Raw genomic sequence first — 25,262 nt, forward strand, 5'->3', positions numbered from 1 at the left:
TTACCCTTCTGGCTTACGCGTCTTCGTTCGATCGCTTCGGATCGAGTGACGGGCACAGCCTGCGCGGACATGGCTAACAAAGGGTGAAACGCGTCGCGCCGGCATAAGCGGCGGTTCACCATAAGCTGCCGGAAGGCGCGGATGGCATCGACAATCCGTCTGAAATAATTGGCGTTTCTCTGCGCTTACGCTCCATTAACCATAACCGCTGGTTACTTTTCAGAGCGTCTCCTGGTTTTCTCGAAAGGCCGAATGACATACGAAAAAGCGGCGGGGCCGAAGCCCCGCCGCCGGATCCTGCTTGCGATGTCGTCCGCGACTTAGCGGAGCAGCTGGAGCACGCTCTGCTGCGACTGGTTGGCCAGCGACAGCGCGGAGACCGCGATCGACTGACGGGTCGACAGCGCCTGGCTGTTGGCCGCTTCGACATTGGTGTCGGCCAGGGTCAGGTTGGACGAACCGGTCTGCAGCACGTTGATCAGGTTCTTGTTGAAGTCCTGACGCACCTGCACGATGGTCAGGTTCGAACCCAGAGCAGAGGCTTCCGAGCGCAGCGTGCTCGACGCAGCGTTCAGGTTGGTCAGCACCTTGTTGGTGGCAGCGTTGTCGATGAAATCGACACCGCTGGTCAGCGCAGCAAGGCCCAGACCCTTGGAGTTGTAGGTCACGCCGGTGATGCTCAGGCTCGACTTGGCGGTCTCGTCGAACACCAGCTTGAGCTGGTCGCCGTTCAAGAGGTTGACGCCGTTGAACGAGGAGTCCTGCGCGGTCGAGTCGATCTGCTGGAGGATGTTGTTGTACTGGTTGACCAGATTGGCACGCGAGGTCTGCGCGACGACGTCCTGGACGGGGGTGGAAGCCGTCGAGAAGGTGAGCGACGAGGTCAGCGTGCCGCCGATCGCACCACCCGCGGCGCTCGAACCGATGGTCGAGGACGCGTAGTCGTTGGTGGTCGAGATCGTCAGCAGGCCGTTGGCGTCGATCGTCGCGGACAGGTTGTTGGCCTGAAGCTTCGAGTTGAGCTGGTCCAGCGTCTTGACCGTGCCGTTGGTGCCGTCGCCGAAGGTGACGTCAACCGCGGTGCCGCCGTTGAAGGAGGTGAAGGTCAGGGTCTTGCCGCTGATGCCGCCGATGCCGGAGGTGCGCGCCGCCGAGAATGCACTGGCGGTGCCGGTGTTGCCGGCGAGGCCAAGCGCATTCAGCGCGTTGCCGGTGCCGGTGATCGACAGGTCGGCATTGATGCCGGTCGAGAGCTTGAGCTGGCCGGAGGCGTTGATCGACGAGGCGATCTGGCCCGAGGCGGCCGCAAGCGTCGCGGCACCGTTGGCGGCAATGGTGGCGGTCTGCACGCCGGTGGCAAGGTCGATCGCGTTGAGCACGTCGGAGACATTGCCGGTCTGGAGATAGACCGTCGAATTGCCGTTGCCGTCGGTGAGGACGTTACCGCTGACGCCGAAGCCGGTCGGGATCGCCGGGGCGTTGGCCGAGCCCGGGACCGGCGCGTTCTTGAAGGTGATGACCTTACCGTCGACGTTCAGCGTCGAACCGTCCGTGATCAGAGCGCCCAGCGAGGTCGAGCTGGTCGTGCGGGTCGCCGTCGCCGTGGCGTTGCCGCCACCCGTCGCGGTGGTCAGGCCAAACGCCTTGAGCAGGTCGGCCTTGCCGGTCACGGACACGTCCGCACCCGCCGAGCTCTTCAGCGTCACGATGCCTGCGGCCATCGACGAAGGCGTTGCACCAGAGGCGGCACCGATCGTCGCAGCACCGTTGGTGATCGTCGAGGTCTGCACGCCGCTGGCGAGGTCGATCGCGGTCAGCACGTCGTTGACGGTCGCAGTCGGCGCCGCGGCGGTGCCGAGATAGACGGTGGTGTTGCCGCTGCCGTCGGTCACGAGGTTGCCGCTGACGCCCGAGCCGCTCGGGACCGCGGCCGCCGCGGGGGCCGAGCCGGCGCGGAAGGTGATGGTCTTGCCGTTCACCGTCAGCGTGTCGCCGTCGGCGGGAGCCGTGCCGATCTTGGTGGCGGCGGTGGTGCCGATCAGGGTCATCGTGCCGGTCACGGCGGTGGTGCCGTCGGCGGCGTTCACGGCAACCGCGTTCGAGAACGTGCCCTGGGTCGCACCGAGAGTCGTCGTGCCCGTCGCAGCCGTCGTGCCGCCGGCAGCGCCGCTGTACAGCACGCTGCTGAGCGCCGTGTTGCTGGCATACGACGTCGTGCCGCGCAGGTCGGCCGCAGTCGCGCCCGAGATCGTGGTCGAGACGTTGGACTTGGTGGAGTAGCCGACCGTGGTCTGCAGCGCCTGGTTGGCGATCGACTTGGCGCTGTCGATCAGCTTCTGCAGCGAGGTGATGCCGGTGTTGGCGGCCTGCAGCACCTGCACGCCGTTGGCGATGCCGTCGAGCAGGTTGTTGATGTCGCTGGCGCGGTTGTCGAGCGACTGGGCGGTGAAGAAGTTGGTGGGATTGTCCAGCGCCGAGTTGACGCTCTTGCCGGTCGACAGACGGCTTTGCGTGGTGGCGAGAAGGTCAGCGGTGGACTGGAGGGAGAGCAGGTTCTGACGAACCGACGCGGAGAGAACGATACCGGACATTGAGTGTTACCCTTCTGGTACGCAACGCAACAAAACTTCGATTAGGATTAATCGATGCCCGGGACGGTGAACGCAGACGGCTAACAAAGCATAAAGCGTGTCGCGCCAAACCTCGCGCGGGTTCACCATATGGCAGCGCGACGCCCGGTCGAGTTCGCACATATCGCTCTGATAAGACGGCGCTTTCTTGCCCAATGGGAAGGCATTTGCCGAGCTATGCGGGAAACTGGGTGATGACGGAATGAGATAGGCGGCGTATCGAGGCGGGTGTCGAGCCTGCCAGAACCTCAAGGAGAGCGATACGCCATGAACGAGCATAGCAACATTGTCCCACTGCGTCAGCCCGATGAGATCGACGATCCACTGACGAATATTTTGCGATCTGGAGCTCGGCAGCTGCTTGCGCAGGCTGTCGAGATGGAAGCCGAGGCGTTTCTCGCCGCGATGAAGGGCTTGAAGCTTCCCGATGGCCGCGACCGCCTCGTGCGACACGGCCATGGTCCAGTGCGGACGATCCAGACGGGGATCGGCGCCGTCGAAGTCGCCCGGGTAAAGATTCGCGATCGCGCGGTGACCAGCGATGGCGAGCGGATCCGCTTCACCTCGGCGATCCTGCCGTTGTGGGCACGGCGCACGAAGAGCTTGGATGCACTTTTGCCGGTTCTGTACCTGCGAGGCATCTCGACGGGCGACTTCCAGGAGGCGCTGGCGGCGCTCTTGGGCAAGGATGCGCCGAATCTTTCTCCGGCGGTGGTTTCCAGACTGACGACGGAGTGGCAGCTCGAGTACGAGCGTTGGCAGAAGCGCGATCTGTCGGCGCGCCGGTACGTATACGTGTGGGCGGACGGCGTCTTCCTGCAGGCTCGCATGGAAGACCACAGCGAATGCATGCTGGTGCTGATCGGCGCGACGCCGGAAGGCAAGAAGGAACTCATCGGCTTCCAGGTCGGCGTGCGCGAGAGCACGCAGAGCTGGCACGAACTGCTCGTCGAGGCGAAAACCCGAGGGCTGAAGATCGCCCCGGAAATCGCCGTCGGTGACGGCGCGCTCGGCTTCTGGAAGGCGCTCGACGAGGTCTTTCCCGCCACGCGACATCAGCGGTGCTGGGTGCACAAAACCGCGAATATCTTGAACAAAGTCGCAGTGTCGGTACAGGCCAGCATGAAGAAGGATCTGCGCGAGGTCTATTTGGCGTCCAACCGAGCTTCGGCCGAAGTGGCGATCGATGTCTTTGCCGAGAAATACGGAGCGAAGTACGACAAGGCGGTCGAGTGCCTGACGAAAGATCGCGACGCAATGCTTGCGTTCTGCCGCCACCCGTCGCGGTGGTCAGGCCAAACGCCTTGAGCAGGTCGGCCTTGCCGGTCACGGACACGTCCGCACCCGCCGAACTCTTCAGCGTCACGATGCCTGCGGCAATCGACGACGGCGTCGCAGCGGAGGCAGCGCCGATGGTCGCAGCACCGTTGGTGATCGTCGAGGTCTGCACGCCGCTGGCGAGGTCGATCGCCGTCAGCACGTCGTTGACGGTCGCGGCCGGAGTAGCGGCGGTGCCGAGATAGACGGTGGTGTTGCCGCTGCCGTCGGTCACGAGATTGCCGCTGACGCCCGAGCCGGTCGGGACCGCGGCCGGAGCCGAGCCGGAACGGAAGGTGATGGTCTTGCCGTTGACGGTCAGCGTGTCGCCGTCGGCGGGAGCCGTGCCGATCTTGGTGGCGGCGGTGGTGCCGATCAGGGTCATCGTGCCGGTCACGGCGGTGGTGCCGTCGGCGGCGTTCACGGCAACCGCGTTCGAGAACGTGCCCTGGGTCGCACCGAGAGTCGTCGTGCCTGTCGCAGCCGTCGTGCCGCCGGCAGCGCCGCTGTACAGCACGCTGCTGAGCGCCGTGTTGCTGGCATACGACGTCGTGCCGCGCAGGTCGGCCGCAGTCGCACCCGCGATCGTGGTCGAGACGTTGGACTTGGTGGAGTAGCCGACCGTGGTCTGCAGCGCCTGGTTGGCGATCGACTTGGCGCTGTCGATCAGCTTCTGCAGCGAGGTGATGCCGGTGTTGGCAGCCTGCAGCACCTGCACGCCGTTGGCGATGCCGTCGAGCAGGTTGTTGATGTCGCTGGCGCGGTTGTCGAGCGACTGGGCGGTGAAGAAGTTGGTGGGATTGTCCAGGGGAGTGTCAGAAGTTTTGTGTAAGAGCGTCTCTGTGAGGGGTTTGCGGGGTCAGCGGACTGACCCCATGGGGTCAGTCCGCTGAGCCTGCAAAGCGCTCGCCGAACTGGATGGCAAACTGGCCCATTGCGGCCGTCCATGCAACCGGTCGTCGCCAATGGATGCCGGCATTTCTGATGGCGAGGTAAAGCAGCTTCATCGCCGCCTCGTCGTTGGGGAAGCTGCCGCGTGTTTTGATGATCTTGCGCAGCGAACGGTTCAGCGCCTCGACCGCGTTGGTGGTATAGATCATTTTGCGTATCTCCGGCGCGAAGGCGAAGAACGGAATGACGTGCTCCCACGCCCGGCGCCAGGCCGCCCCGATCGCGGGATAGCGCTTGCCCCACTCGGCTTCGAAGTCCTCGAGCCTGAGCAGAGCGGCGTCGGCATTCTCGGCATGATAGATCGCCTTGATCGAGGGAAGGATCGCCTTGCGATCCTTCCCGGACACGAAGGATAGGCTGTTGCGGATCAAATGCACGATGCAGGTCTGGACCATCGCCTTGGGAAAGACGCTGTTGATCGCCTCGGGAAAGCCCTTCAGACCGTCGACGACGGCGATCAGGATGTCGGCGACGCCGCGGTTCCTCAGATCGTTCATGACCTTGAGCCAGAATTTGGCGCCTTCGGTTTGCTCGATCCAAAGCCCGAGCACGTCTTTCTCGCCCGATGCAGTGATGCCCAGCACGACGTAGACTGCCTTGTTCTTGACCATCCCCTCATCGCGAATCTTGACCCTGAGCGCGTCGAAGAAGACCACCGGATAGATCGCTTCCAGCGGCCGGCTCTGCCATTCGCGGACCTCGTCGAGAATCGCGTCGGTGACCTTGCTGATCAGATCGGGGGACACCTCGGTGCCGTAGAGCTCGGCCAGATGGCCCTGGATCTCCCGTACCGTCATGCCCCGCCCGTAGAGACTGATGATCTTCTCGTCGAAGCCGTCGAAGCGGGTCTGGCCCTTCGCGACGATCACCGGTTCGAACGTGCCGGCGCGGTCGCGCGGCACCTCGATCTCGATCTCGCCGTCGTCCGTCAACAGCGCTTTGCTGCTTGTGCCGTTGCGGCTGTTGCCCGACCCGCGGCCCGCCGGGTCGCCCTTCTCATAGCCAAGGTGGTGGGTCAGCAGAGCTGGCCCCGCAAATTCGGACAGTAGCTTGAGTGGATTTTCTGCCTGACAGCGGCGAGGATTCTTGCTGCGAATCAGGAGCGAAGATGACGAAGAAGAGCCGCCGGACGCATTCTCCGGCATTCAAGGCGAAGGTTGCTTTGGCTGCGGTCAAAGGCGACAAGACACTGGCGGAGCTGGCGCAACTGTTTGATGTTCATCCGAACCAGATCACGATCTGGAAAAACCAGCTCCTGGAAGGCGCCGCCGGCGTGTTTGGGCATGACAAGACATCGGCCGAGACGCCGGTCGATTTGAAGGCGTTACATGCCAAGATCGGCGAGCTGGCGTTGGAAAACGATTTTTTGTCCGGCGCGCTCACCAAGGCGGGCCTGCTGAGCGCAAAGCGATGATCGACCGCGATCATGATCTTTCTATCGTGCGCCAGGCGAAGGTCCTGAAGCTGGCTCGCAGCACGGTCTACTATGAACCTCGGCCAGTTTCGGCCGAGGACCTTGCCTTGATGCGTCGGCTCGATGAGCTGCATCTCGATTATCCCTTCGCGGGAGCGCGTATGCTGCGATCGTTGCTGCGGCGGGAGGGCGTATACGCCGGTCGCCGCCACATCGCGACGCTGATGAAGCGCATGGGGATCGAGGCGGTCTATCGTCGCCCGAACACGAGCAAGCCGGCTCCGGGTCACAAGATCTACCCGTACCTGTTGCGCGGATTGAAGATCGAGCGGCCCGACCATGCGTGGGCAATGGACATCACCTACATTCCGATGCGGCGTGGCTTCGTCTATCTCGCGGCGGTCGTCGATGTGTTCAGCCGACGGGTCCTGGCCCATCGCGTCTCGATCACAATGGAGGCGGCCTTCTGCGTCGAAGCGGTCCAGGAGGCGTTGGCGAAGCACGGCAGGCCCGAGATTTTCAACACGGATCAGGGCAGCCAGTTCACCAGCCTCGAGTTCACCGATGTGCTGCTGGACGCGAAGATCGCCATCAGCATGGACGGCAAGGGCGCCTGGCGCGACAACGTGTTTGTCGAGCGGCTCTGGCGCACGGTCAAATACGAAGAAGTATATCTCCGCGCCTACGACAGCGTGTCCGAGGCGCGAGCGTCCAATTGCCAAGTATCTGGCCTTCTACAATCAGGGACGCCCTCACTCGAGCCTTGACGGGCGCACGCCCGACGAGGCTTACTTCGGCACGCAAGCTATGGTGATGGCCGCATGACCGTCGCCGACGGTTTTGTCGTCGCTCTGGTCGGGCTACGCCCTCCCGACGCAACGACAAAACCGTAAAGCCCCGCGTTCAGCATAACCCGGCAGGAATCCACTTAAATCCAGCGGGGCGCTGTCCAAACAACCGGGGCCAGCTCTAGCTCCGCACCCAGTGCGCGCTCCAGAAGCGCCTTCTTCAGTCGTCTGAAAAGCCCGTCTTCGCCGGCTAAGTCTTCTGGCTTGAGGCTGCCCCCGGCAAGAAGCTGGTCCAAAATCTCAGGTGAAAAATCCGTAGCCATGTGAGTCTCCTGTCAAAGGTAAACTCACAGAAACCATCTTACACCGAGTTACTGACACCCTCGGAGAGAACGATACCGGACATGACTCTGTTACCTTTCTGGTAAACGACGCTACTGTTACGCGTCTGCTTGGATCGAGATTGACCCAGCGACCGGCGGACCGTGGCGCCGAGACTTCTAACGAAGCATGAAATGAAACCCGCGCTTTTGCCGGGTCACGCGTGATTCGGGGCGCCGAAGCCGCGCACATCGCCACACCGCCGCACAGACATGACGTTGGAAAGATTGAATTTTTTCTCGCGAATGTCGGAGATTTACAGCTCGTTAACTAATTCCGGGCGAGAATCAGGCCTTGGTGAGCCGCAACGAACGCTCGGTTACGAAAGCGTTGATGGAGAACAGGCATGGCCCTCAAGGTCGAGCTCAGACCGCACGAACGCATCATCGTCGGTAACTGCGTGATTACCAACACGGACCAGCGCGCCCGCCTCCTGATCGACGGCGACAACGTGCCGATCCTGCGCGAGCGCGACATCCTCACGCCGGAGACCGCCAATACACCCGCCAAGCTCGTCTATCTTGCGGTCCAGCTGATGTACATCTCACCGGATCCGCAGACCCAGCACGGCACCTATTTCAACCTGGTGCGCGACATCGTCACTGCGGTGCCGAGCTCCTGGCCGATCATCGAAGGCATCAACAACAACATCCTGAACGGCGACCTCTACCGGGCGCTGAAGGACGCCCGCAAGCTGATTGCCTATGAAGAGAAGCTGCGGGATCAGTACGCGGCCGCGCATCCCAAGGTCGAAGCGGACAAGGCCTCCGCCGCCTGACCACACGCTTTCGCTTCGCCCAAGCTGCGAACGACAACGGCCCCGGATCATCTCCGGGGCCGTCGTCGTTTCAGGCACACATCGATGCTACTGCGCCGCGAGCGGCGGCGCCTCGACCTCGATCAGTCCGCCACGGCTCCGCCGTTCGCCGAACTCCAGCACGGCCGCGACCAGCGCATCGACGTCCGCTTCCTCGGTGCGGTGATTGACGATCGCGGCGCGGATCGCGAGCCTGCCGTCCAGCGTCGTGCTCGACGGCGCTGCGACGCCGGACTCCTGGACGTCGGCGACGATCTCGCGATTGACCGCATCATCGGCACGGTAGCGGAAGCAGACGATGTTGAGATTGACCGGCGCCAGCAATTCCAGCCGAGGTTCGGCCAACACGCGCGCCTCCAGATATTTCGCCAGCGCACAGCTTCGCGCGATCACCGCACCAAGCCGATCGGCGCCGAACGTCTTCAGTGTGAACCACGTCTTCAGCGCACGGAAGCCACGCGACAGATCGGGGCCGAGATCGCAGGGCCAGACCGCGCCCGCCGCAAGCCCCCTCGCCTCGCGGCGCAGATAGGCCGCCGGCTGCGCAAAGGCCTGCCGATGCCGCTCGCCGTCGCGCACCAGCAGGAAGCCTGCGTCGTAGGGTACCTGTCCCCATTTGTGGAAGTCGAGCGCAATCGAATCCGCGAGCTCGATGCCGCCGAGCAGCGGCGCCAGCTCGGGCGACAGGATCGCGAGCGCACCGAAAGCGCCGTCGACGTGAAACCAGATTCCTTCCTCGCGGCACAGCTCCGCGATCGCCCTGAGGTCGTCGATCGCGCCGATATCGACGGTGCCGGCGGACGCGACCACCAGGAAAGGCTTGAAGCCGACCTCGCGATCAACGGCAATCTGCGCGCGCAGCGCGGCGACGTCGATGCGATGATCGGCATCGACATCGATCTTGCGCAGCGCATCGGTGCCGAGCCCGGCAATATCCATCGCCCTGGAGACGCAGCCATGCGCCGCCCGCGAGGTGTAGGCCGTGAGCAGCGCACCGTCATTGCCGATGCCGTGCTGCCGCGCCAGCGTGCCGAGCGCACTCGTGCGCGCCACCAGCACCGCCATCAGATTGGCCATCGACGTGCCCGTGACGAAGATGCCGCTCGCGCTGTCGGGGAAGGCGAACAGGCGGCGCATTCAGTCGACGATCTGGCGCTCGACCTCGATCGGCATGTGGTCGCGCCCGCCGAGATTGGCGTTGAGGCCTGCCGCAAGCATTTCCGCGAGCATGCCGACCGCGGTGCCGCCGCCATGCACCCAGCCCATGAAGCCGGGATGGACGTTGCCGGTCGCATAGGGGGCGACATGCTCGGCGAATTCGCGATAGACCTCGGCGAGATCGCTCGCCTCGCGCGGCAGGTCGGCCCTGAATGCCGCACGGACCTCTTCGGGGATCGGCTGCCAGACGGGCCGCGCCCGAACGTTGGCGATGCCGTCGATCGTCTCGTCCAGCATGCGATGGGCGAGCGCGCGAAACTCGCTCCAGTCCTGCGGATCGAGCGAGGTGCTCGTGACGGCGCTTTGCGTGTTGCGGATGATCTCGTTCATGCTGCGCTCCCCTTGCCCGTCCTTGCATGCCGCGACAGCATCGCCGTGAACGCGGCAAAGATCTTGCGCATCTGCGGCGGCTTGTAAGGAAACACGGCTGGCGAATCCATGTTATGAACGACGGCGGTGTTATCGGCCTCGAACACCAGAAGCTCGCGCCTCTCGTTCTCTGCGCAATCGACGATGAAATAATCGAGGCCGACGCGGCGGCTCATCTCGTCGAGCGCACTCCTGTGGCGCTCGGCAAAGTCGCTGTCGAAGTCGCGCATGAAGACGGCTTCCTCGGCCCGCTTCTCCTCGCTGAACGCCATGTAGGCGTTGAGATACCAGATGTCCCAGCGGTCGGCGATCGCCATGTGGCAGGCGTAGGGTTTGCCGTCGATCATGGCGAGGCGATATTTGCGGTAGAGCCCGTCGGGGCTCACATAGTCGACGAAGCGTGCGACGAAGAAGTCCTGCTCTTTGCGTTCGGCGAGATAGGCCGCGAGCGCCGCCGCATCGTCGAGCTTCGCGAGCCCGACGCCGGCATGCGAGCCGCGCGGCCGCGCGATGATCGGAAAGTGCAGTTCGCCCGCGATGTCCTCACAGGCGATCCGGTCCTGGGCGAGATCGGACAATTGCGCGCGCGTCGCGTGGATGGTCGCGGGAATGTCCAGACCTGGCACACCAGCCAGCAGCCGATACAGCTTGTCGCGATCGAGATTGCCGATGCGATCGGGCGGATTGAGCAGCGGCCGCGGCCAGTGCGGCGCGGCCTTTTCGATCAGCGCGAGCGCCTCGCGGCATTCCTCGGAATCGGACGCGACCACGATGGCGACGTCGTGCTCGGGCAAGGTTTCCGGCAGACCGACGCCCTTGACCACATAGAGTGTCAGCAGCTCGATGTCGGAGCCTTCGAGCAGGAAATCGATCGGCGTGTTGCCGCCCATGTCGATGTCGGCCGCAAGCGCGAGCACGCGCAAGCCGGGCTGCGGAGCCGCACTGGGCGTACGGAAGAGTTGATGGAAGGTCAGCACTTCGGACTGGATCGCGAGCCCCTGATCCTTGTCGCCCAGAAGCTGGGTGATCAAGGACAGATCCAGCCCTTCGCCCGCCAGCGCGGTCCCCGCCGCGATCCGCGCCACGAGCCGGTCGCGCAACGGATGCAGATCGACGCCTTCGAAGGCCTGGCGCGTCAGCTGCGCAAAGCCGACGCGGTCGGCATAGTTCGCCGCGGTCAAGCCAATTGGCGCAGAAACTGGATGCTGCATTTCACACCTCGAATGCGGACTTGACCGGCACGGTCGCGGCTGCACCACGGTCGAGCAGCAGCTCGATCTTCACCAGGACATGGGCGATGCGGTCGAGAACGTGCTGCACATTGCGTCGCGCCTTCGCCATGTCCGGCGACCAGGCTTCCGTCACGAGCCGTGCGCCGACGCAGAGGCGCAGTACGGCCTGCGGCGTCTCGTCCTGCCGCTCCAGCCGGACCGGCTGGCCGACCAGGCAGCGCTGCGCGGCGACCTCTCGGTCCGCCGTGCTGCCGCTGATCTCATCGCTCATGTCACGCGCCAGCGCACGGTGAACGGCCCAGGTCTCGGCGATCGAGACCGGCTTGCCGTCGCGCAGCAGCGTGAACGGAAAGATCGTGGCTTGCGCGAATTCCTCGTCGTCCGCGTCGGCCGTGTTGATCGCGGTTGGAGTTGGAACAGAGCGAAGCGACGGCGACAACGCGATCATGCTGTCGATGCCGGCGCCGAGCTCGGCGAGCATCTCGGTGCGGGAAACCGCGGGCACGGCGTAATAGCTGCCGATCTCGGCCAGCGCAGCCTCCCAGCGCAGCCATTGACCGAAATTCGGGCGGCGCTCGAAGCGCGAACGCAGCGCCGTCCAGGCCACCGGCCAATCGCAACGGCCGGCGTAGTCGAAGATACCAGGCGCGATCCCCTCACCCCGGTCGAGCGAGCGCGAAAGACCCTTCGGCACCAGCAGCGCACCGCTGAAGGCAGGCCCGCCGAAGAATTTCGAGCCGGTGATCAGCACCATATAGCCGCGGTCGAGATAAGAGCGCAGCCGGCGGCGGCCGAGCCGGGCCTGGCAGGCATCGACCACGATTTGGACCTTGCGCGGCCAGCGCCGCGCGATCTCGTCGAGGCAGGCCGCGCTCGGCGCACGCCATCCGAGCTTCGAGGAATCCATGATCTGGAGCAACACGGGCGCGCCTTGCGCAATCGCAGCCTCGACCGCATGCAGCACCGCCGCATCGGCGTCCGCGCGCATCGCGATCCCGGGTGCGTCCTCGCGCAGTGGCAACGCAAGGCTGGTACCGGCGAGCCCCGCAACCGCGCCGTCCTTGCGGACCGCTACGCCGCTCGCCGCCATGGAGCTGAAATGGTGTCCGCGGGCAGTATGGATCGTCCCGCTTCCGGTCTGGTCGGCGCCGACCACGATCGTCACCGGCCGCGCGCCGAGGATCGTGCGCCCCAGGAACAGGGCGTGGAGCTGGGAGTCCGTGCCGGACGGCGAGAACACGACGTCGACGCGCGGCGAGAGCTGGAGATGGTCCCGCAGCTCGTCGCGCATGTCCTCGCAGCGTGCGTCGAAGGCGACCTCGACCTCGTCGAACAGGCACTTGTGCATCAGCTCTTCGCGCGCCAGCGCGGCACGGTCATAGGCCGCCTGCGAGATCGTCGATGCGGTCGAGGAGGCGAAATTCCAGATCTCCGGCTCCGGCGAGGCCGCGCATCCATAGGCGTTGAGGCGGCCCTCGGGATCGAGCGCGAGCCGCGGATCTCCGCCGGAGACGAGCAGCGTGTCGAGCGGCGTGAAGAGATCGCGCAGGCGATAGCGCGAACCGCCGTCGGACGCGTGTTCCGGTTCTGACAAACGGGATGCGCCGCCGCTCATCCCGGCAGCCTCACGCCGCGGCATCGGCCGCCGCCGCGGGCACGGCTGCGAATTGCGAGGCGATGTCGCCGCGGAACACCGACGGCCCGACGTGATCGAGCGAGCTCTGGATATCGGCCCAGATCTCGCCGCCGATATCGGTCCAGCGCTTGCAGAAGGCGAAATCCTCGGAAAGATACGTGCCGGTCGCCGGGTCGATCATGCATTCGAACAGCGCGAACCGGTTCTGGCTCGCCGTCAGCGTGTCGTGCGAATGTTCGCGGAAGAATTGCAGGTTCGCATAGGCCGGGTGGCGGCACATCGCCTCCAGCACGTGGCGCCGGATCATCAGGAAGCCGGTGCCGGCGTAGCGCACGCGGGTGAAGCCGTTGACCACGACGATGCGGTCGGGATCCTCGATCTCGAGCACGTAGTCCAGCGAGGCGGCCGGCACGTCGGCCCGACCCGACTGGATTGCACGTGCGGCCTTGTCCCAGTTGACCCGCTTGATCGGATAGCAGCCGGCAACGACGTCCGCGCCGCATTCGATCAGCCGGAACACCTGCTCGGGCTTGAAGCCGATATCGGCATCGATGAACAGGAAATGCGTCGCCTTGGGGTCGTCCAGAAACATCGCGACCAAATTGGCCCGCGCGCGGGTGATCAGGGCGTCGCCGTCTCGCAGGTGCACCTTGAGCTCGAGGTTGGACATGCCGTGCACGGCGCGCTGCAGCGCGAAGATCGAGCTCGCATAGATGCTCGACACCTGCCCGCCGAAGCAAGGCGTTGCCACCACCAGCTGCATCCTGTCCGACATCGACCGCCCCGCCCCGCTCCAATCCCCACCAAGAGGTAAACAGGCATGGTTAACGGCGCCTTAACGCCCCCTTACAGGAACTTGACGAGCGACAGCTGCGCGAGGTTCGAGGTCACCTGGTAGGACGCCTGGAGCGCGTTCTGGAGCGCCAGGATCTCGCTCGCGACCTGGTCCGGCGAGGCCGATTCCGCCTGGTCGATGATGCCCTGGAGCTGCGCCTTGGCCTGGGTCTGGCGCGTGGTGGCGTCCTTCATCGTGTTCTGGGCCATCGCGATGTCGGTCTGGATGTCCTCGATGCGCTGCTGGCCGGGCTGCTGCGTCAGCGCCTGCGTCACCCGCAGGCTCAGCGCCGACACCTGCCCGCCCGAATATTGGCCGGTCGGCGAAGTCGAGAAGGTCCCGAACACCGCGATCGCCTGCAACTGCCGGCGGATCGCGTCCTCGTTCGCCTGGGCGCCATATTGCACCGTGACGGCATCGTCGACCCGGGCCGTCGCCGTGGAGCGCGGCGACCCCGGCCCGTCATTGCCCAGGTACCACTTCACGGTGGTGGCCGAGCCGTTCACCAGCGTCGTCGCCGAACTCGCGGGCGAGGAACCGACGCGCAGCGGCGGTTGCGTGGCGGTCACGGGCGTCGCGGCGAAGCCGAGCGAACCCAGCGCCCCCGTATTCGAGCTCGTGATGCTGAGGCTCGCCGCATCGTCGGTGTTGATCGTGATCGAACCGCCATGGACCGTCGAGGGCTTCGACGTCCCCGTGATCTGGTCGATCTTGCTCAGCAGGGTCTGGATGCTGTCGGTGACGTTGAGCTGGTCGCCGGTCGCGCCCGAGCTGACGAAGGTCAGCGTGGTGCCGTTGACGGTGATGGTGTCGCCGGCGACGAAGCCCGGCGAGATCGAGTCCGAGGGGCTCGCACCTGATAGCGCCGTCGCGCCGGTGACGGGGGCCGGCGGCGCCGCCTGGTTGTTGACCGGCGTGCCGATCGCGGAGCTCGCGGTGTTGAAGAAGTTGTCGCCGGCGACGACCGCGGATGCCGCCACCAGCGAGGTGTTGGCGAGCTTGGTGATCGCGGTGTTCAGCGCGGTATTGAGGTTGGTCGCGGTGTTGTTCGGATTGACGGGGGTGCTCGCATCGATCGCGAAGCTGCCGAGCGGCGTCGGCGTCGCCGTCGAGGCGGTCAGGTCGATCTGCTCGGTGGTGCCGTCCGGAAGGGTAAACTGAATGCTGAGCTTGTCGCCGTTGTTCGGGTTGACGCCGTTGAGATCGACCGAGAACGACACCGGCGAGCCGCTCGGGCCGGTAACGGTCGCGCCCGTCAGCGTCGAGGATACCGCCTTGATCTTGAGCCCGAACGGCGACCCGGCGACGTCCTCCGATACCTGCACGGAGCTCGGCGTCGGCTGCGTCTGCACCAGCCGCCCCATGCCGTTGGCGCCGAGATCGGCGGCCTGGCGCTCCGCCATGACGGTCTTGAAGCCGGCCTGCGTCGTGGTGCCGTTGATGATGTCGCCGGCATCCGCAACCGACTGCGTGTTGACGGCCGTCCCGGAGAACAGATAGCGGCTGCCGGTCTGCGTGTTGAGGACGCCGACCATCGAGCCGAATTGCGCCGCGGCAGTGTTCTGCGCGATCGTCTGGCCGTTGACGTTGAGGTCCTGCGCGGTGTTGGCCGAGCCCGTCTGCACCGTGTTGCGGATCTTCGTCAGCGACTGCAGCGCGGTGTTGGCGAGGTTGATGCTGACGTTGACGTTGGTGATCGTGTCGGTATAGCCGGCGATGTTGGAGAGCTGCGCGCGCCCGGCGATCGCAAAGCCCTCGTTGGTGCCCATGCCGGCATAGTTCTGCGACAGCTTGCCGGTCGAAAGCTGGGTCGACAGGTCGGTGAGCTGCTGATTGATGTTGCGGATCTGTGCGCCGAGAATCGACGAAGAGTAGTTGATGCTGCTGATCGACATCTTTCAGAGCCCTGTTACTTGTTACACTTGAGCCTGGAGCAACGTGTTCATCATGCTCTGCACCACCGACATGACGTGGGCGTTGGCGGCGTAGGCATTCTGAAGCTGGATCAGGTTCGACATCTCCGAGTCCAGGTTGACGCTGGAGGTCGAATCGAACTTGGCCTGGAGCGTCGAGACCACGACGCTCTGGCCCTGCTGGAGCTGGGTCGCCTGGGTGGCGGCGTTGGCCTGGACGCTCAGGAACTGCTGGAGGTAGTTCGAGACGCTGCCGGTGAAGGGCTGGTTCGCCGAGCCGAGGCCGGTCTGCGGCGAATAGGAGAACACCGCGTTGGTGAGCTGCGAATAGAGATAGTCCGAACGCGTGGTGTCGCCCGCGGGCGTCACCGGCGAGGTGTTGTAGACCGACAGCCGGCTCGGATCGGAAACCAGCTGCGTGTTCACGGCAATGCGCCCGGCAAAGCCGGTCATCTGCGAGCCGGACGCCGTGATCGCGCCGGTGTAGAGCGCCTGGCCGCCGTCCGTGAACAGGGGCAGCTGCGGATTGCCCGAGGTCAGCGACGTGATCGTCTTCGTGGTCGACGCCGAGCTCACCTTGGCGAGGCCGGTGTTGTCGTCGGTCACCCGCAGCGTCGTGGCGCTCGCCGGCGCCGGGGCGGCGGAGAACGACAGATGCGCGCCTGGCAGCGCGGTGTTGAGCGCGGAGGCGATCGCTCCCATGCCGCCGGAGAAGTTGACGCCGATCCGCATCGGGTTGGCGTTCGTCGCGTTCTGAAGCGGCAGCGCGGCCGGATCGGTCACGTTGACCAGCGTGATCTGGCGCTGCGTGTTGGTGGCCGTGTCCGTGTAGGTGATGTTGACGGTGTTGCCCGGCGCCGCCCCGGCAAGGTCGAGATCAAACCCGGCCGGCGGGCCGGTGACCGTGCTTCCGGCCGTGGTCTTGTCGGACAGCGCGCTCGCCATCGTGGCGGCGAGCTGGTCGATCTGATCCTGCGCCTGCACCAGGGTCTGGTCGCGCAGCTTCAGGTCGGCCGCGATCTGGCCGGACGACACCACGTTGTTGGCGACGACGTCGACTTGCGAGCCGTTCGGCAGCTTGATGTTGAACGCACCGACGCCGGACTTGGCCGGGTCGATGTTGTAAAGCGAGGTCGCCGACAGCGCGCCGGCGGAGGCAAAGGAAAATTCCGAGGCCAGCCCGGCGCCGACGAGCTGAATACCGGTCGTGGTGTAGATGTTGGTCTGGTTCGAACCGTCGGTGGTGACGCGCACGTCGACATATTTCGACAGCGTGTTGATGGCCTGGTCACGCTGGTCCATCAGCGTGGCGGCCGAGGGATCGTTGACCGACAGGCCCTGAAGCCTGGTGTTGATGTCGGCGATCTGCTGCATCGCCGCGTTGGCGGCTCGCGCCGAGTTGCCGAGATCCTGCTCGACGTTGGAGCGCAGCGACTGGATGCCCGTGGTGGTGACGTTGAGCTGCTGCGCCAGGGCCTGCGCCGCGCCGAGCGCGACGGTCTGCGCCGACGACGCCCCCGAACTGGTCGAGAGCGCCTGAAGCGCCGTGGTGAACTTGTTCAGCGCGTCTTCGAGCGTGCCGCTGTTGCCGGGCGTGCCATAGACATTCTGAAGCTGCTTCAGGATGTTGGCCATCTGGTCGGCGTAACCGCTGCCGCCGGTCTCGGTCCGCAGCTGGTTCAGCACGTAGCTGTCGAGCGCGCGGCTGACACCGGTGGTCATCACCGTCGAGCCGAAGTCTCCGGTGGTGACCTCGATCTGGTTCGGCGTCTGGACGACGTAGCCCGGCGTCTGCGAATTCGCCACGTTCGATGAGACGATCGAAAGCGCGGCCTGGTTGGCACGCAGACCGCTCATCGCGCTGGCGAGGGCTGAACTCAAACCCATGTCACTGACCCGCCTTTGGTTACGTTACGCGCCGATCAGCGCAATACGTTCAAGAGATCCTGCACCATCGAATTCGCGGTCGTGATCACCTTGGTGTTGGCCGAATAGGCCTGCTGGGTCACGATCAGCTTGGTGAATTCGTCGGCGATGTCGGTGTTGGATCCCTCCAGCGACGAGCCGCTGATGGTGCCCGAGGCGCCGTCGATGGCGTCTCCCGACTGTTCAGTCGCAGCGTAGGCGCCGCCGTCGAGCGCCTTCAGATAGTTGGTGCCGTTGAAATGCGACAGCTGCACCTGAGCGAGGTTGAGGTTCTGGCCGTTCGAGAAGGTGCCGACCACGACGCCATTGTTGTTGACGGCAACCGAGCGGAGCTGACCGGCGGCATAGCCGTTCTGGGTGATGGTGTTGATGGTCACCGCGCCGCTCGTGCTGGCATATTGCGTCAGCCCGCCGGAGGAGATGTTGAAGGCGACCGACCCGAGCGACTGGCCGCTGACGGTGACGTTGTTGATGGTGATGCCCGAGCCGCTCGGCGAGGTCAGCGAGCCGTCGGCGGCAAAAGTGAAGGTCTGGCCGGTGTTAACCCAGCCGACGGTCGTGCCGGTTGCGTTCGGGTCGGTCTGGTAGAACAGGTTCCAGCTATCCGAATGACCCGCGCCCAGCGAGGCACTGTCGGTCTTGGCCCAGCGCAATTGCAGGTTCACCGGCGTGCCGGCGGCGTTGTAGGCGGTCACCGCGCCACCGCTGATCGATTCCTTGGTGAAGGTGGCGATGTCGTTGCCGATCACGCCGCCGGTGCCGGCGGTGCCGCCGCCGTCGCGATTCTTGGTGATGGTCGAGGTGAAGCCGAGCGCGGAGAAGGCAGCGCTGTTGGAGCTCGACACCGAGAGGTTGGAGACGGTGCCGGTGTTCAGCGTGATCACGCCGCCGCTGCTGACCGACGACCCCGAGGCGCCGGAGAGCGCGTCGATCTTGCCGAGCAGGGTCGTGACGTTGTCGGTGATGTTGATCTGGTTCGGTCCCGCGGCGCCCGAGTTCATGAATGTCAGCGTCTGACCGTTGACCGTGATGGTGTCGCCGGCGGAGAAGCCGGACGAGAGCACCTGGGCGCCGCCGGCGGTCGCAGTGCCGCTCAGCACGGTCGCGCCCGAGATCGCGGGCGAGGACAGCACGTTGCCGCCGCGCGTCACGCTGCTGATGCCGAGTGCGGTGGCGGCCGTGCCGCTGCCGACCGCGACGTCAGTGCCGGTGCCGGTCGAGATCTGGATATTGCCGCTGACCGAGAGCGAAGCGGTGACGCCGGCGCCGCCTGCAGTCTGAATCGCATTCAGGATGTCGGCCACGGTCGCCGTCGTGCCCGCACCGAGACCGATCGTCGTATTGCTGCCGACGGTCGAGACCGTGGTGCCGCCGTTGAACGTGATGGTGTTGCCGTTGATGGTCAGCGTCTGGCCGCTCAACGCGGTCAGAATGCTGGAGGCGAGATGCGTGCCGGCGGCGTTGTCAAGGGACGTGGTTGTCGAGGCGACCGCCGAAGAATTGTTCTGGAGCGCAACCGTGCCCGTCGCCGCCGTCGACGAATAGGCCGAGCGGATGTTGCCGGTTGCAGCCGCGCCTGACACCGTTGCGTTGGCATAGGGCGCCGGCGGCGTGCCGACCGGCAGCGGGTTGGCGGCGAAATCGGACGGATTGAGCCCACCGGCCGCCAGCAACGTGCCGGTCGAGGCGGTGGTTTTCGCCACCGTGTTCGGCTGGGTCGGCAGGTTCGCCGCGTACTGGATCGAGGTGGTCGCCTGCGCCGGAATGAAGTTGTTCTGGAATTGCAGGACGTTCGCCACGCTGCCGGTCGGGTTGCCGGTCTTCGGGTCGACCGTGACGCCCATCAGGTAATAGCCGGCGCCGTTGACCAAATTGCCGTTGGCATTGAGCTGGAAGTCGCCACGCCTCGTGTAGTAGGTGACCCCCGTGAACACCGGTACGTTGTCGACGACGCCGCTGGCCTTCTGGATCGAGAAGAAACCGTCGCCGGTGATCGCCATGTTGGTGGCGACGGTGGAGGATGAGATCGTGCCCTGCGTGGTGATGGTGGCCTTCGCGTTGGCCTGCACGCCGCCTGCGACCTGCTTGCTCGGGACGGATGAGTCGGGAATGAGGTCGACGAAGCTGGTGCCGATGCCCTTGTAACCGGTGGTGGATGAGTTCGCGATGTTGCCGGAAATGTTCTGCAGCGCGAACGACTGCGCCTGCAGGCCACCCACCGAGGTGTTCATTGCATCGAAGATACCCATAACTTTGTCTCCAAATCCGATCCCGGCGGCCGGTCGACCATGGCCGCAGTCGGGAGAGACGTCGCAAGGCCTATGCCAATGCGGGGATCTTCAGGAAATCAATGACTTAAACAGAAAGGCCCCGGTCGGATGACCGGGGCACAATTGCCGGGCCGGCAACAATTGCCGGGGCGAGTGTCGTTCCGGAGCGATGCGTCAGCATCGAATCCGGAACCTCGAGATTCTCAGGTGCGCAGTTGCGCACCATGGTTCGGTCCTGCGGACCACCCCGGAATGACGACGAGAAGACTTACGTCGCCGACGCCGCCGCGGGATGGAAGACCAGCCCGAAACCGTCGATGCAATAACGCAAGCCGGTCGGCTTCGGACCGTCGTCGAAGACGTGGCCGAGGTGGCCGCCGCAGCGCCGGCAATGCACCTCGGTGCGAACCATGCCGTAGGTGCGGTCCTCGGTCTTGCCGACATTGCCCTCGATCGGCTGGTAGAAGCTCGGCCATCCCGTGCCGCTCTCGAACTTGGTCTCGGACGTAAACAGCAGCAGGTCGCAGCCGGCGCAGGCGAAGATGCCCTTGCGGTGCTCCTTCAGCAGCGGGCTGGAGCCGGGCCGCTCGGTGCCGTGATTGCGCAGGATCTCATATTGCTGCGGCGTGAGCTGGGCACGCCATTCGGCCTCCGTCTTCACGATCTCGAACTTTTCCGCGGCCTTCTCGCCGGCCTCGGCGGGGGATGCTCTCAGCCAGCGGAAGGCCGAAAGGCCAAACAGGCCGGCGACAGTCGTCAACAGGATGCGGCGGTCAACCATCTCATTCTCCGTGCGCGGGGAGTCCACGCCCTGAGATACGGGCTCTAACGGCCGATGTTACACTTCCGGGCGGGATTTTTCTTGGACCTTATCGAGAGATGCCGGCGTCATGAGAGGCCGGTTCCCTGCCCTGTTCGACCTGTTCTACCTCTATGGCTTGGGGCGCAGGTCTCGGCGGGGCCGGCCGCGGGCGAACGCCGGGCGGGGGACGGCGCGGGCCGGTGCCGGCGGCCCGGTTGGCTTTGGCGAGGCGGGCCTCGCGTTCCCTGTCCTTGACCCTGGCGCGTTCGCGATAGCGGGCGAGCGAGCCTGCCGCGGCGGAACTCGCCCTGCTCCAGATCCCGACCAGCTGGCCCGCGACACGTCCCGTGGCGCCGCCCGCCCAGACCAGCTCGAACGGCGAGAACAGCCGCCAGCGCTCATCGCCCCGCAGAATGCTGCGCGCGATCATCTGTCCGGCCATGGCGGAGGTGTTCATGCCCTGGCGGCCGAACCCGCTCGCCACCCAGAGTCCTTTGCGCAACTGGCCGATCTGCGGCATGCCGTGCACGGTCTGGCCTGTGGCGCCGCCGAACATGTCGGCGATCTCGACGTTGCCGAGCTCGGGAAAAATCGTGCGGATCCGCCGCCTGACGGCGCCCGCGAAGCGCTGCGGACGCGCCGCCCAGGTGGTCTCCGGGCTCTCCCACATCAGCCGGTCGCCGTCGACGATCCGGAAATGGTCGACGCCGTCGGAATCCATCACCGATCCCTTGAAGGCGATGATCTCATGAAGCCGCTCGCCGAGCGGCGCGGTGACGCCGGCATAGCGCCAGACCGGCAGCAGCGTCTCCGAAAGGCGCTTCAGGGGCGCGCCGAGATGAATGTTGCCGGCGAGCACAATGTGGGTCGCGCGCAGCCGCGCCGAGGGCGTGACGATGCGCTTGCGGATGCCGGAATGATCGATGCTGACGACCGGCGTGTCCTCGAAGATGCGGGCGCCTGCCCGCCGCGCCAGCCCCGCAAGGCCGTGCACATATTTCCGGCCGTCGACCTGGAACGCCCTAGGATAATACACGCCGTGGAAGTAACGGTCGGTCTTCAGCAGCCCGCGGACGTGATCGGCCTGCCAGCCCTCGACCTCGGTATCGAAATCCTCGTTCAGCATCTGCAACCGGCTGATCAGCCGGTCGCCGGCATCGACGTTGGAGACCTCCAGCACGCCGTCGCTGAGGCTGATTCCCGGCATGTTCTCTTCCGTGGCATTGCCCCGGACGAACTCGGCGCCTTCCTTCGACAGGGCCCACAACTCGCGCGCGTCCTCGAAGCCGATGCGCTCGATCAGGTCCGCGAGCGGCAGCGCGAAGCCAGGCATCACGGTGCCGAGCTGGTTGCCGGAGGCATTCCAACCGATATGACGGCCCTCGAGCACCGCGACGCTGGCCCCGAGCCGGGCCGCCTCCAGCGCGATGGAAAGGCCGGCAAGCCCCGCGCCGATGACGCAGATGTCGGCGTCGAGATCGAACGTCAGCCGCACGCGGTCGCGAAGGCCGGCTTCTTCCTGGGACACGCTTGTGAAAGTCTCGCTCATGTCGTTTTCTTAGAGCATGATCCGAAGAAGTGTGCAGCGGTTTTCCCTCGCCACGAACGCAAAATGCGTTTGCGCGGAGATCATGCTCAAAACGATAACTCTAAAGCGCGATGGCGATTCGTCCCAATCTCATCGCGCTTTTGGATCTGTTCGGCGCTTGTCACCTTGTTCTCGACCCGCGCCCGTAGATTATTCTGGACACACAACGATTCGAGAATGCCATGCGCCGTTTGATGCTGCTGCGTCACGCCAAGACCGAGACCGACGCGCCGAGCGGCCGTGACCAGGACCGCCGGCTCGACGAGCGCGGCCACAAGGATGCGGCGCGGATGGGCGACTGGATCGCCGCCCATCCCCCCTTCCCCGATACCGTGCTGGTGTCACATGCCGTGCGGGCCCGGCAGACCTGGGACATCGCCTGGGAGGCGATGAAGGACCGCGTCCCCGTGCCGCAGGTCGAGGTCCTGCCGGAACTCTACGGCGCCGATTCCGCGGAAATCCTTGAAGCCATTCGCACCGCAACCGCCCCGGCCGACCCAAAGCGGTTGCTGCTGATCGGCCACAACCCCGGCATGCACGAGGCCGCCCTGATGCTGATAGGCGGCGGCGACCCGGCCGGCGCCAAGGCGCTCAGCGACAACCTGCCCACCGCGGGGCTTGCGATCTTCGACTTTGACGTCAAGGATTGGGGTGACGTGGCCTACCGCCGCGGCAAGCTGGTGCTGTTCGTCAGCCCCAAGCTGCTTCGATCGGGATGATCGCGCGACCCGCCGGCAAGACGTGCTGACCGAAAGATTTGGAGGCGCAGATGTTCAAGTCCATCCTCGTGCCCATCGACCTCGCCGATACCGATCTCGCCAAGCCGGCGATCGCAACGGCGGCTACGCTGTCGCAGACCTGGAGCGGCAGCGTACGCCTTCTCAACGTGCTGCCGATGACACCGGTGATGCTGGCCGAATACGTCCCGGCCGATTTCGACGAGCAGCAGCGCCAGACCTCGGAGGAGGCCCTCGCCATCGTCGCGCGTGAGTCCGGCATCGAACCGAGCCGCATCTCCAGCGTGGTGCGCCAGGGCGGCATCTATCACGAGATCCTGGAGGAAGCCGCGAATATGAAGGCCGACCTGATCGTGATGACCTCGCACCGGCCGGCGATGCGCACCTATTTCCTCGGCTCCAACGCCGGACACGTCGTGCGCTACGCCAAATGCTCGGTGCTGGTGGTCAGGCACTGAGTACGGCGCGCTGAACCCGTCCCATTGCAGGCGAGATGCGAATGTGAAGAGTACGCTCTCGCCCGTACTCCGTCATTGCGAGCGCAGCGCTCCTTCAGCGGTGCGCTGCAGACGGAGGCCCATGCATCAGCGAACTCTGTAGCCTCCTGGGTCCCGGCTCAGCGCCGCAACGCTCACGCATTGCAGCGCGTCCGGGACACGGGAGTGGGGGCTTACAAATACCGCGTCAGCTCGGCCTTGAACTGCCCGTACACCGCGTCCTCGATCTGGCTGCGCGTGATGCCGATGTCGCGCAAGGCGCGGTCGTCGAGCTCGCTCAGCGTCTTGACGGCGGAGCGGCGCTCGAGGCGGTCGAACAGCGCGGTGACGCCATGAGCGAGCGCACCGAAAAACCCGCCCGACGAGGATGGGCGTAAACTCCGCCCGGCAGTTTGCGAGATCGTGGTCATTTTTTCTTCTCCGGCGTGTCGTTCCGCGGCGAAGCCGATGCCGTTGGCGCGGACGCTGTCAGCGCCTGCACCTCGTTTGCCGTCGGATTGCTCTCGCTCCCCCTCGGCTCAATCGCGGATATTGATGGAACTTAAATGCTCCGGTACATTCCTCGGAGCAAGCAAAACATTGCTCTCGGTGCAATAATGTCCAAGTTCGAGTACGTGAAGCTTGCCGATGCCATTGCGGCCGATATCACTAACGGCACGTTAAGGCCCGGCGACCGGCTGCCGCCGCAGCGCAATTTTGCCTATGACCGTGGCATCGCGGTCTCGACCGCGAGCCGGGTTTATACGGAATTGCTCCGCCGCGGCCTCGTGGTCGGCAAGGTCGGCCGCGGCACCTTCATCTCCGGCGACATCAGGCGCCAGGTCGAGACGACGCGCGAGCCGGCCGAGGCACGCATCAATTTCGAGGTCAATTACCCGCTGCTGCCGCAGCAATGGGCGATGATCGCCAAGAGCCTTGCGGGGCTGGAGCGCGTCGACGCGCTGGAGTCCGCGCTGCGCGTTTCGACCAGCACCGGCACCAGGAGCGCGCGCAACGCAGCCGCCGCCTATCTCGCGCGCAAGGATTTTACGCCGCAGGCGGACCAGATCTTCTTCACCGCCAACGGCAAGCAATCGCTCGCGGCCGCGCTTGCGGCGCTCGTTCCCACCGGTGGCCGCTGCGGCGTCGAGGCGCTGACCTATCCCTACGTCAAGAGCATCGCCGCGCGGCTGGGTGTGACGCTGGTCCCGATTCCGATGGACGAGCACGGCGCGCGGCCGGATGCGATCCAGAAGGCGCATCGCGAGGCGCACCTGTCGGCGCTGTATCTCCAGCCTATCATCCAGAATCCGCTCGGCGTCACCATGAACGCGACGCGGCGCGCCGACATCATGCGCATCGCCGAAAAGCTCGATCTTCCCATCATCGAGGACACCGTCTACGGCTTCCTTGCCGACGATACGCCGCTGGCCGCGCTCGGGCCGGACCGCTGCATCGTGATCGACAGCCTGTCCAAGAAGGTCGCGCCCGGCCTCGCGCTCGGCATCCTGGTCGCACCGCCTCACTTGCGCGAAAGCGTCATGAGCGCGGTCCGCACCGGCGGCTGGATCGCCTCCGGCCACGCGCTGGCGGCCGGGCAGCGGCTGATGGCCGACGGCACCGTCGCCGAGCTGACGCGCCTGAAGCGCATCGACGCGGCGCGCCGCCAGCAGACCGCCGCAAGGCTGCTGGCCGGCTACCAGCTCGCCGCCGATCCGCGCTCCTATCATCTCTGGCTGACACTGCCGCCGCACTGGCGCTCGCAGACCTTCGTCGCCGCGGCGGCAAGGCGCGGCATCGCGCTGACGCCGTCCTCGACCTTCGCGATCGCGCATGGTCATGCACCAAACGCGGTGCGGCTCGCCCTCGCCCCGCCTTCGCCCGAGCAGCTCGATTCCGGCCTGCGCACGATCGCCTCGCTGCTCGGCACCAAGGAAGAGGATTTCGATTCGACGGAGTAGC

16 protein-coding genes and 4 pseudogenes are annotated in these 25,262 nt (G+C 65.3%); 6 read left to right on the forward strand and 14 right to left on the reverse strand.

The features are described 5' to 3' along the window. Positions 1-320: 320 nt before the first annotated feature. Positions 321-2,591, reverse strand: a complete 2,271-nt coding sequence (locus ABIF91_RS42810) for a DUF1522 domain-containing protein (RefSeq protein ID WP_424579794.1) — start codon at positions 2,589-2,591, stop codon at positions 321-323. Positions 2,592-2,897: 306 nt separating this feature from the next. On the opposite strand from ABIF91_RS42810, the pseudogene ABIF91_RS42815 reads away from it, so the two are divergent. Next, positions 2,898-3,914 (forward strand): annotated as a pseudogene (locus tag ABIF91_RS42815) (IS256 family transposase); the annotation flags it as partial. On the opposite strand, the pseudogene ABIF91_RS42820 reads toward ABIF91_RS42815, so the two are convergent. Both ABIF91_RS42820 and ABIF91_RS42825 read right to left on the reverse strand, forming a co-directional pair. Beyond that, positions 3,901-4,758: pseudogene (locus ABIF91_RS42820) on the reverse strand (DUF1522 domain-containing protein); the annotation flags it as partial. The pseudogenes ABIF91_RS42815 and ABIF91_RS42820 overlap by 14 nt on opposite strands. Before the next feature lie 70 nt (positions 4,759-4,828). Then, complete coding sequence (locus tag ABIF91_RS42825; protein ID WP_424579795.1) at positions 4,829-6,043, reverse strand: IS256 family transposase; 1,215 nt, start codon at positions 6,041-6,043, stop codon at positions 4,829-4,831. Between ABIF91_RS42825 and ABIF91_RS42830 the strand changes: the two are divergent. Next, positions 6,007-7,137 (forward strand): annotated as a pseudogene (locus ABIF91_RS42830) (IS3-like element ISRj2 family transposase). The gene ABIF91_RS42825 and the pseudogene ABIF91_RS42830 overlap by 37 nt on opposite strands. A 103-nt stretch (positions 7,138-7,240) precedes the next feature. On the opposite strand, the gene ABIF91_RS42835 reads toward ABIF91_RS42830, so the two are convergent. Further along, a complete protein-coding gene (locus tag ABIF91_RS42835) occupies positions 7,241-7,423 on the reverse strand; it encodes a hypothetical protein (protein WP_028177397.1) in 183 nt (60 codons plus the stop codon). A 404-nt stretch (positions 7,424-7,827) separates the two neighbouring features. On the opposite strand from ABIF91_RS42835, the gene flbT reads away from it, so the two are divergent. Then, a complete protein-coding gene (gene flbT, locus ABIF91_RS42840; RefSeq protein WP_028177398.1) occupies positions 7,828-8,259 on the forward strand; it encodes a flagellar biosynthesis repressor FlbT in 432 nt (143 codons plus the stop codon). Between the two features lie 87 nt (positions 8,260-8,346). On the opposite strand, the pseudogene ABIF91_RS42845 reads toward flbT, so the two are convergent. From ABIF91_RS42845 to ABIF91_RS42885, 9 genes and pseudogenes are all read right to left on the reverse strand, one after another. Next, positions 8,347-9,846: pseudogene (locus ABIF91_RS42845) on the reverse strand (pyridoxal phosphate-dependent decarboxylase family protein). Beyond that, positions 9,843-11,096 carry an ATP-grasp domain-containing protein gene (locus ABIF91_RS42850; protein WP_028177400.1) on the reverse strand — a complete coding sequence of 418 codons (1,254 nt, stop codon included), beginning with the start codon at positions 11,094-11,096 and terminating at the stop codon, positions 9,843-9,845. Before ABIF91_RS42850 ends, ABIF91_RS42845 begins: the two are co-directional and overlap by 4 nt. Before the next feature lies 1 nt (position 11,097). Beyond that, positions 11,098-12,732, reverse strand: a complete 1,635-nt coding sequence (locus tag ABIF91_RS42855) for a hypothetical protein (protein ID WP_424579796.1) — start codon at positions 12,730-12,732, stop codon at positions 11,098-11,100. Between the two features lie 10 nt (positions 12,733-12,742). Further along, positions 12,743-13,528: a hypothetical protein gene (locus tag ABIF91_RS42860; RefSeq protein ID WP_028177402.1), complete on the reverse strand. Its 786-nt coding sequence runs from the start codon at positions 13,526-13,528 to the stop codon at positions 12,743-12,745. A gap of 71 nt (positions 13,529-13,599) precedes the next feature. Next, positions 13,600-15,483, reverse strand: a complete 1,884-nt coding sequence (locus tag ABIF91_RS42865) for a flagellar protein (protein ID WP_028177403.1) — start codon at positions 15,481-15,483, stop codon at positions 13,600-13,602. A gap of 21 nt (positions 15,484-15,504) precedes the next feature. Then, a complete protein-coding gene (flgK, locus tag ABIF91_RS42870) occupies positions 15,505-17,388 on the reverse strand; it encodes a flagellar hook-associated protein FlgK (protein WP_028177404.1) in 1,884 nt (627 codons plus the stop codon). 35 nt (positions 17,389-17,423) lie between these two features. Beyond that, a complete protein-coding gene (locus tag ABIF91_RS42875; RefSeq protein ID WP_028177405.1) occupies positions 17,424-19,676 on the reverse strand; it encodes a flagellar hook-basal body complex protein in 2,253 nt (750 codons plus the stop codon). A gap of 289 nt (positions 19,677-19,965) precedes the next feature. Beyond that, positions 19,966-20,478: a peptide-methionine (R)-S-oxide reductase MsrB gene (gene msrB / locus ABIF91_RS42880; protein ID WP_028177406.1), complete on the reverse strand. Its 513-nt coding sequence runs from the start codon at positions 20,476-20,478 to the stop codon at positions 19,966-19,968. Positions 20,479-20,566: 88 nt separating this feature from the next. Further along, positions 20,567-22,048 carry an NAD(P)/FAD-dependent oxidoreductase gene (locus ABIF91_RS42885; protein ID WP_028177407.1) on the reverse strand — a complete coding sequence of 494 codons (1,482 nt, stop codon included), beginning with the start codon at positions 22,046-22,048 and terminating at the stop codon, positions 20,567-20,569. Positions 22,049-22,269: 221 nt separating this feature from the next. Here ABIF91_RS42885 and ABIF91_RS42890 point away from each other — a divergent pair, with 221 nt between their 5' ends. Together ABIF91_RS42890 and ABIF91_RS42895 are read left to right on the forward strand one after the other, a co-directional pair. After that, positions 22,270-22,806, forward strand: coding sequence for a SixA phosphatase family protein (locus tag ABIF91_RS42890; protein ID WP_028177408.1), 537 nt, complete (start codon positions 22,270-22,272; stop codon positions 22,804-22,806). A 50-nt stretch (positions 22,807-22,856) separates the two neighbouring features. Next, positions 22,857-23,282 carry a universal stress protein gene (locus ABIF91_RS42895; RefSeq protein ID WP_028177409.1) on the forward strand — a complete coding sequence of 142 codons (426 nt, stop codon included), beginning with the start codon at positions 22,857-22,859 and terminating at the stop codon, positions 23,280-23,282. Between the two features lie 212 nt (positions 23,283-23,494). Here the strand turns inward: ABIF91_RS42895 and ABIF91_RS42900 are convergent, their stop codons facing one another. Further along, on the reverse strand, positions 23,495-23,731 hold the full coding sequence (locus ABIF91_RS42900; protein WP_035671890.1) for a DUF1127 domain-containing protein: 237 nt from the start codon (positions 23,729-23,731) through the stop codon (positions 23,495-23,497). Between the two features lie 186 nt (positions 23,732-23,917). Here ABIF91_RS42900 and ABIF91_RS42905 point away from each other — a divergent pair, with 186 nt between their 5' ends. Further along, on the forward strand, positions 23,918-25,261 hold the full coding sequence (locus ABIF91_RS42905) for a PLP-dependent aminotransferase family protein (protein ID WP_424579862.1): 1,344 nt from the start codon (positions 23,918-23,920) through the stop codon (positions 25,259-25,261). Position 25,262 lies beyond the last annotated feature (1 nt).

It is taken from the genome of Bradyrhizobium sp. USDA 241 (assembly GCF_049739505.1).
GTDB lineage: Bacteria > Pseudomonadota > Alphaproteobacteria > Rhizobiales > Xanthobacteraceae > Bradyrhizobium > Bradyrhizobium liaoningense.

What these genes read in the sequence shown, in the direction of transcription:
- flgK (WP_028177404.1), bottom strand. Translation starts at nt 17,388, where the DNA reads ATGGGTTTGAGTTCAGCCCTCGCCAGCGCGATGAGCGGTCTGCGTGCC.
- ABIF91_RS42860 (WP_028177402.1), bottom strand. Translation starts at nt 13,528, where the DNA reads ATGTCGGACAGGATGCAGCTGGTGGTGGCAACGCCTTGCTTCGGCGGG.
- ABIF91_RS42865 (WP_028177403.1), bottom strand. Translation starts at nt 15,483, where the DNA reads ATGTCGATCAGCAGCATCAACTACTCTTCGTCGATTCTCGGCGCACAG.
- ABIF91_RS42900 (WP_035671890.1), bottom strand. Translation starts at nt 23,731, where the DNA reads ATGACCACGATCTCGCAAACTGCCGGGCGGAGTTTACGCCCATCCTCG.
- ABIF91_RS42850 (WP_028177400.1), bottom strand. Translation starts at nt 11,096, where the DNA reads ATGCAGCATCCAGTTTCTGCGCCAATTGGCTTGACCGCGGCGAACTAT.
- flbT (WP_028177398.1), top strand. Translation starts at nt 7,828, where the DNA reads ATGGCCCTCAAGGTCGAGCTCAGACCGCACGAACGCATCATCGTCGGT.
- msrB (WP_028177406.1), bottom strand. Translation starts at nt 20,478, where the DNA reads ATGGTTGACCGCCGCATCCTGTTGACGACTGTCGCCGGCCTGTTTGGC.
- ABIF91_RS42875 (WP_028177405.1), bottom strand. Translation starts at nt 19,676, where the DNA reads ATGGGTATCTTCGATGCAATGAACACCTCGGTGGGTGGCCTGCAGGCG.
- ABIF91_RS42835 (WP_028177397.1), bottom strand. Translation starts at nt 7,423, where the DNA reads ATGGCTACGGATTTTTCACCTGAGATTTTGGACCAGCTTCTTGCCGGG.
- ABIF91_RS42855 (WP_424579796.1), bottom strand. Translation starts at nt 12,732, where the DNA reads ATGAGCGGCGGCGCATCCCGTTTGTCAGAACCGGAACACGCGTCCGAC.
- ABIF91_RS42825 (WP_424579795.1), bottom strand. Translation starts at nt 6,043, where the DNA reads ATGCCGGAGAATGCGTCCGGCGGCTCTTCTTCGTCATCTTCGCTCCTG.
- ABIF91_RS42890 (WP_028177408.1), top strand. Translation starts at nt 22,270, where the DNA reads ATGCGCCGTTTGATGCTGCTGCGTCACGCCAAGACCGAGACCGACGCG.
- ABIF91_RS42885 (WP_028177407.1), bottom strand. Translation starts at nt 22,048, where the DNA reads ATGAGCGAGACTTTCACAAGCGTGTCCCAGGAAGAAGCCGGCCTTCGC.
- ABIF91_RS42895 (WP_028177409.1), top strand. Translation starts at nt 22,857, where the DNA reads ATGTTCAAGTCCATCCTCGTGCCCATCGACCTCGCCGATACCGATCTC.
- ABIF91_RS42810 (WP_424579794.1), bottom strand. Translation starts at nt 2,591, where the DNA reads ATGTCCGGTATCGTTCTCTCCGCGTCGGTTCGTCAGAACCTGCTCTCC.
- ABIF91_RS42905 (WP_424579862.1), top strand. Translation starts at nt 23,918, where the DNA reads ATGTCCAAGTTCGAGTACGTGAAGCTTGCCGATGCCATTGCGGCCGAT.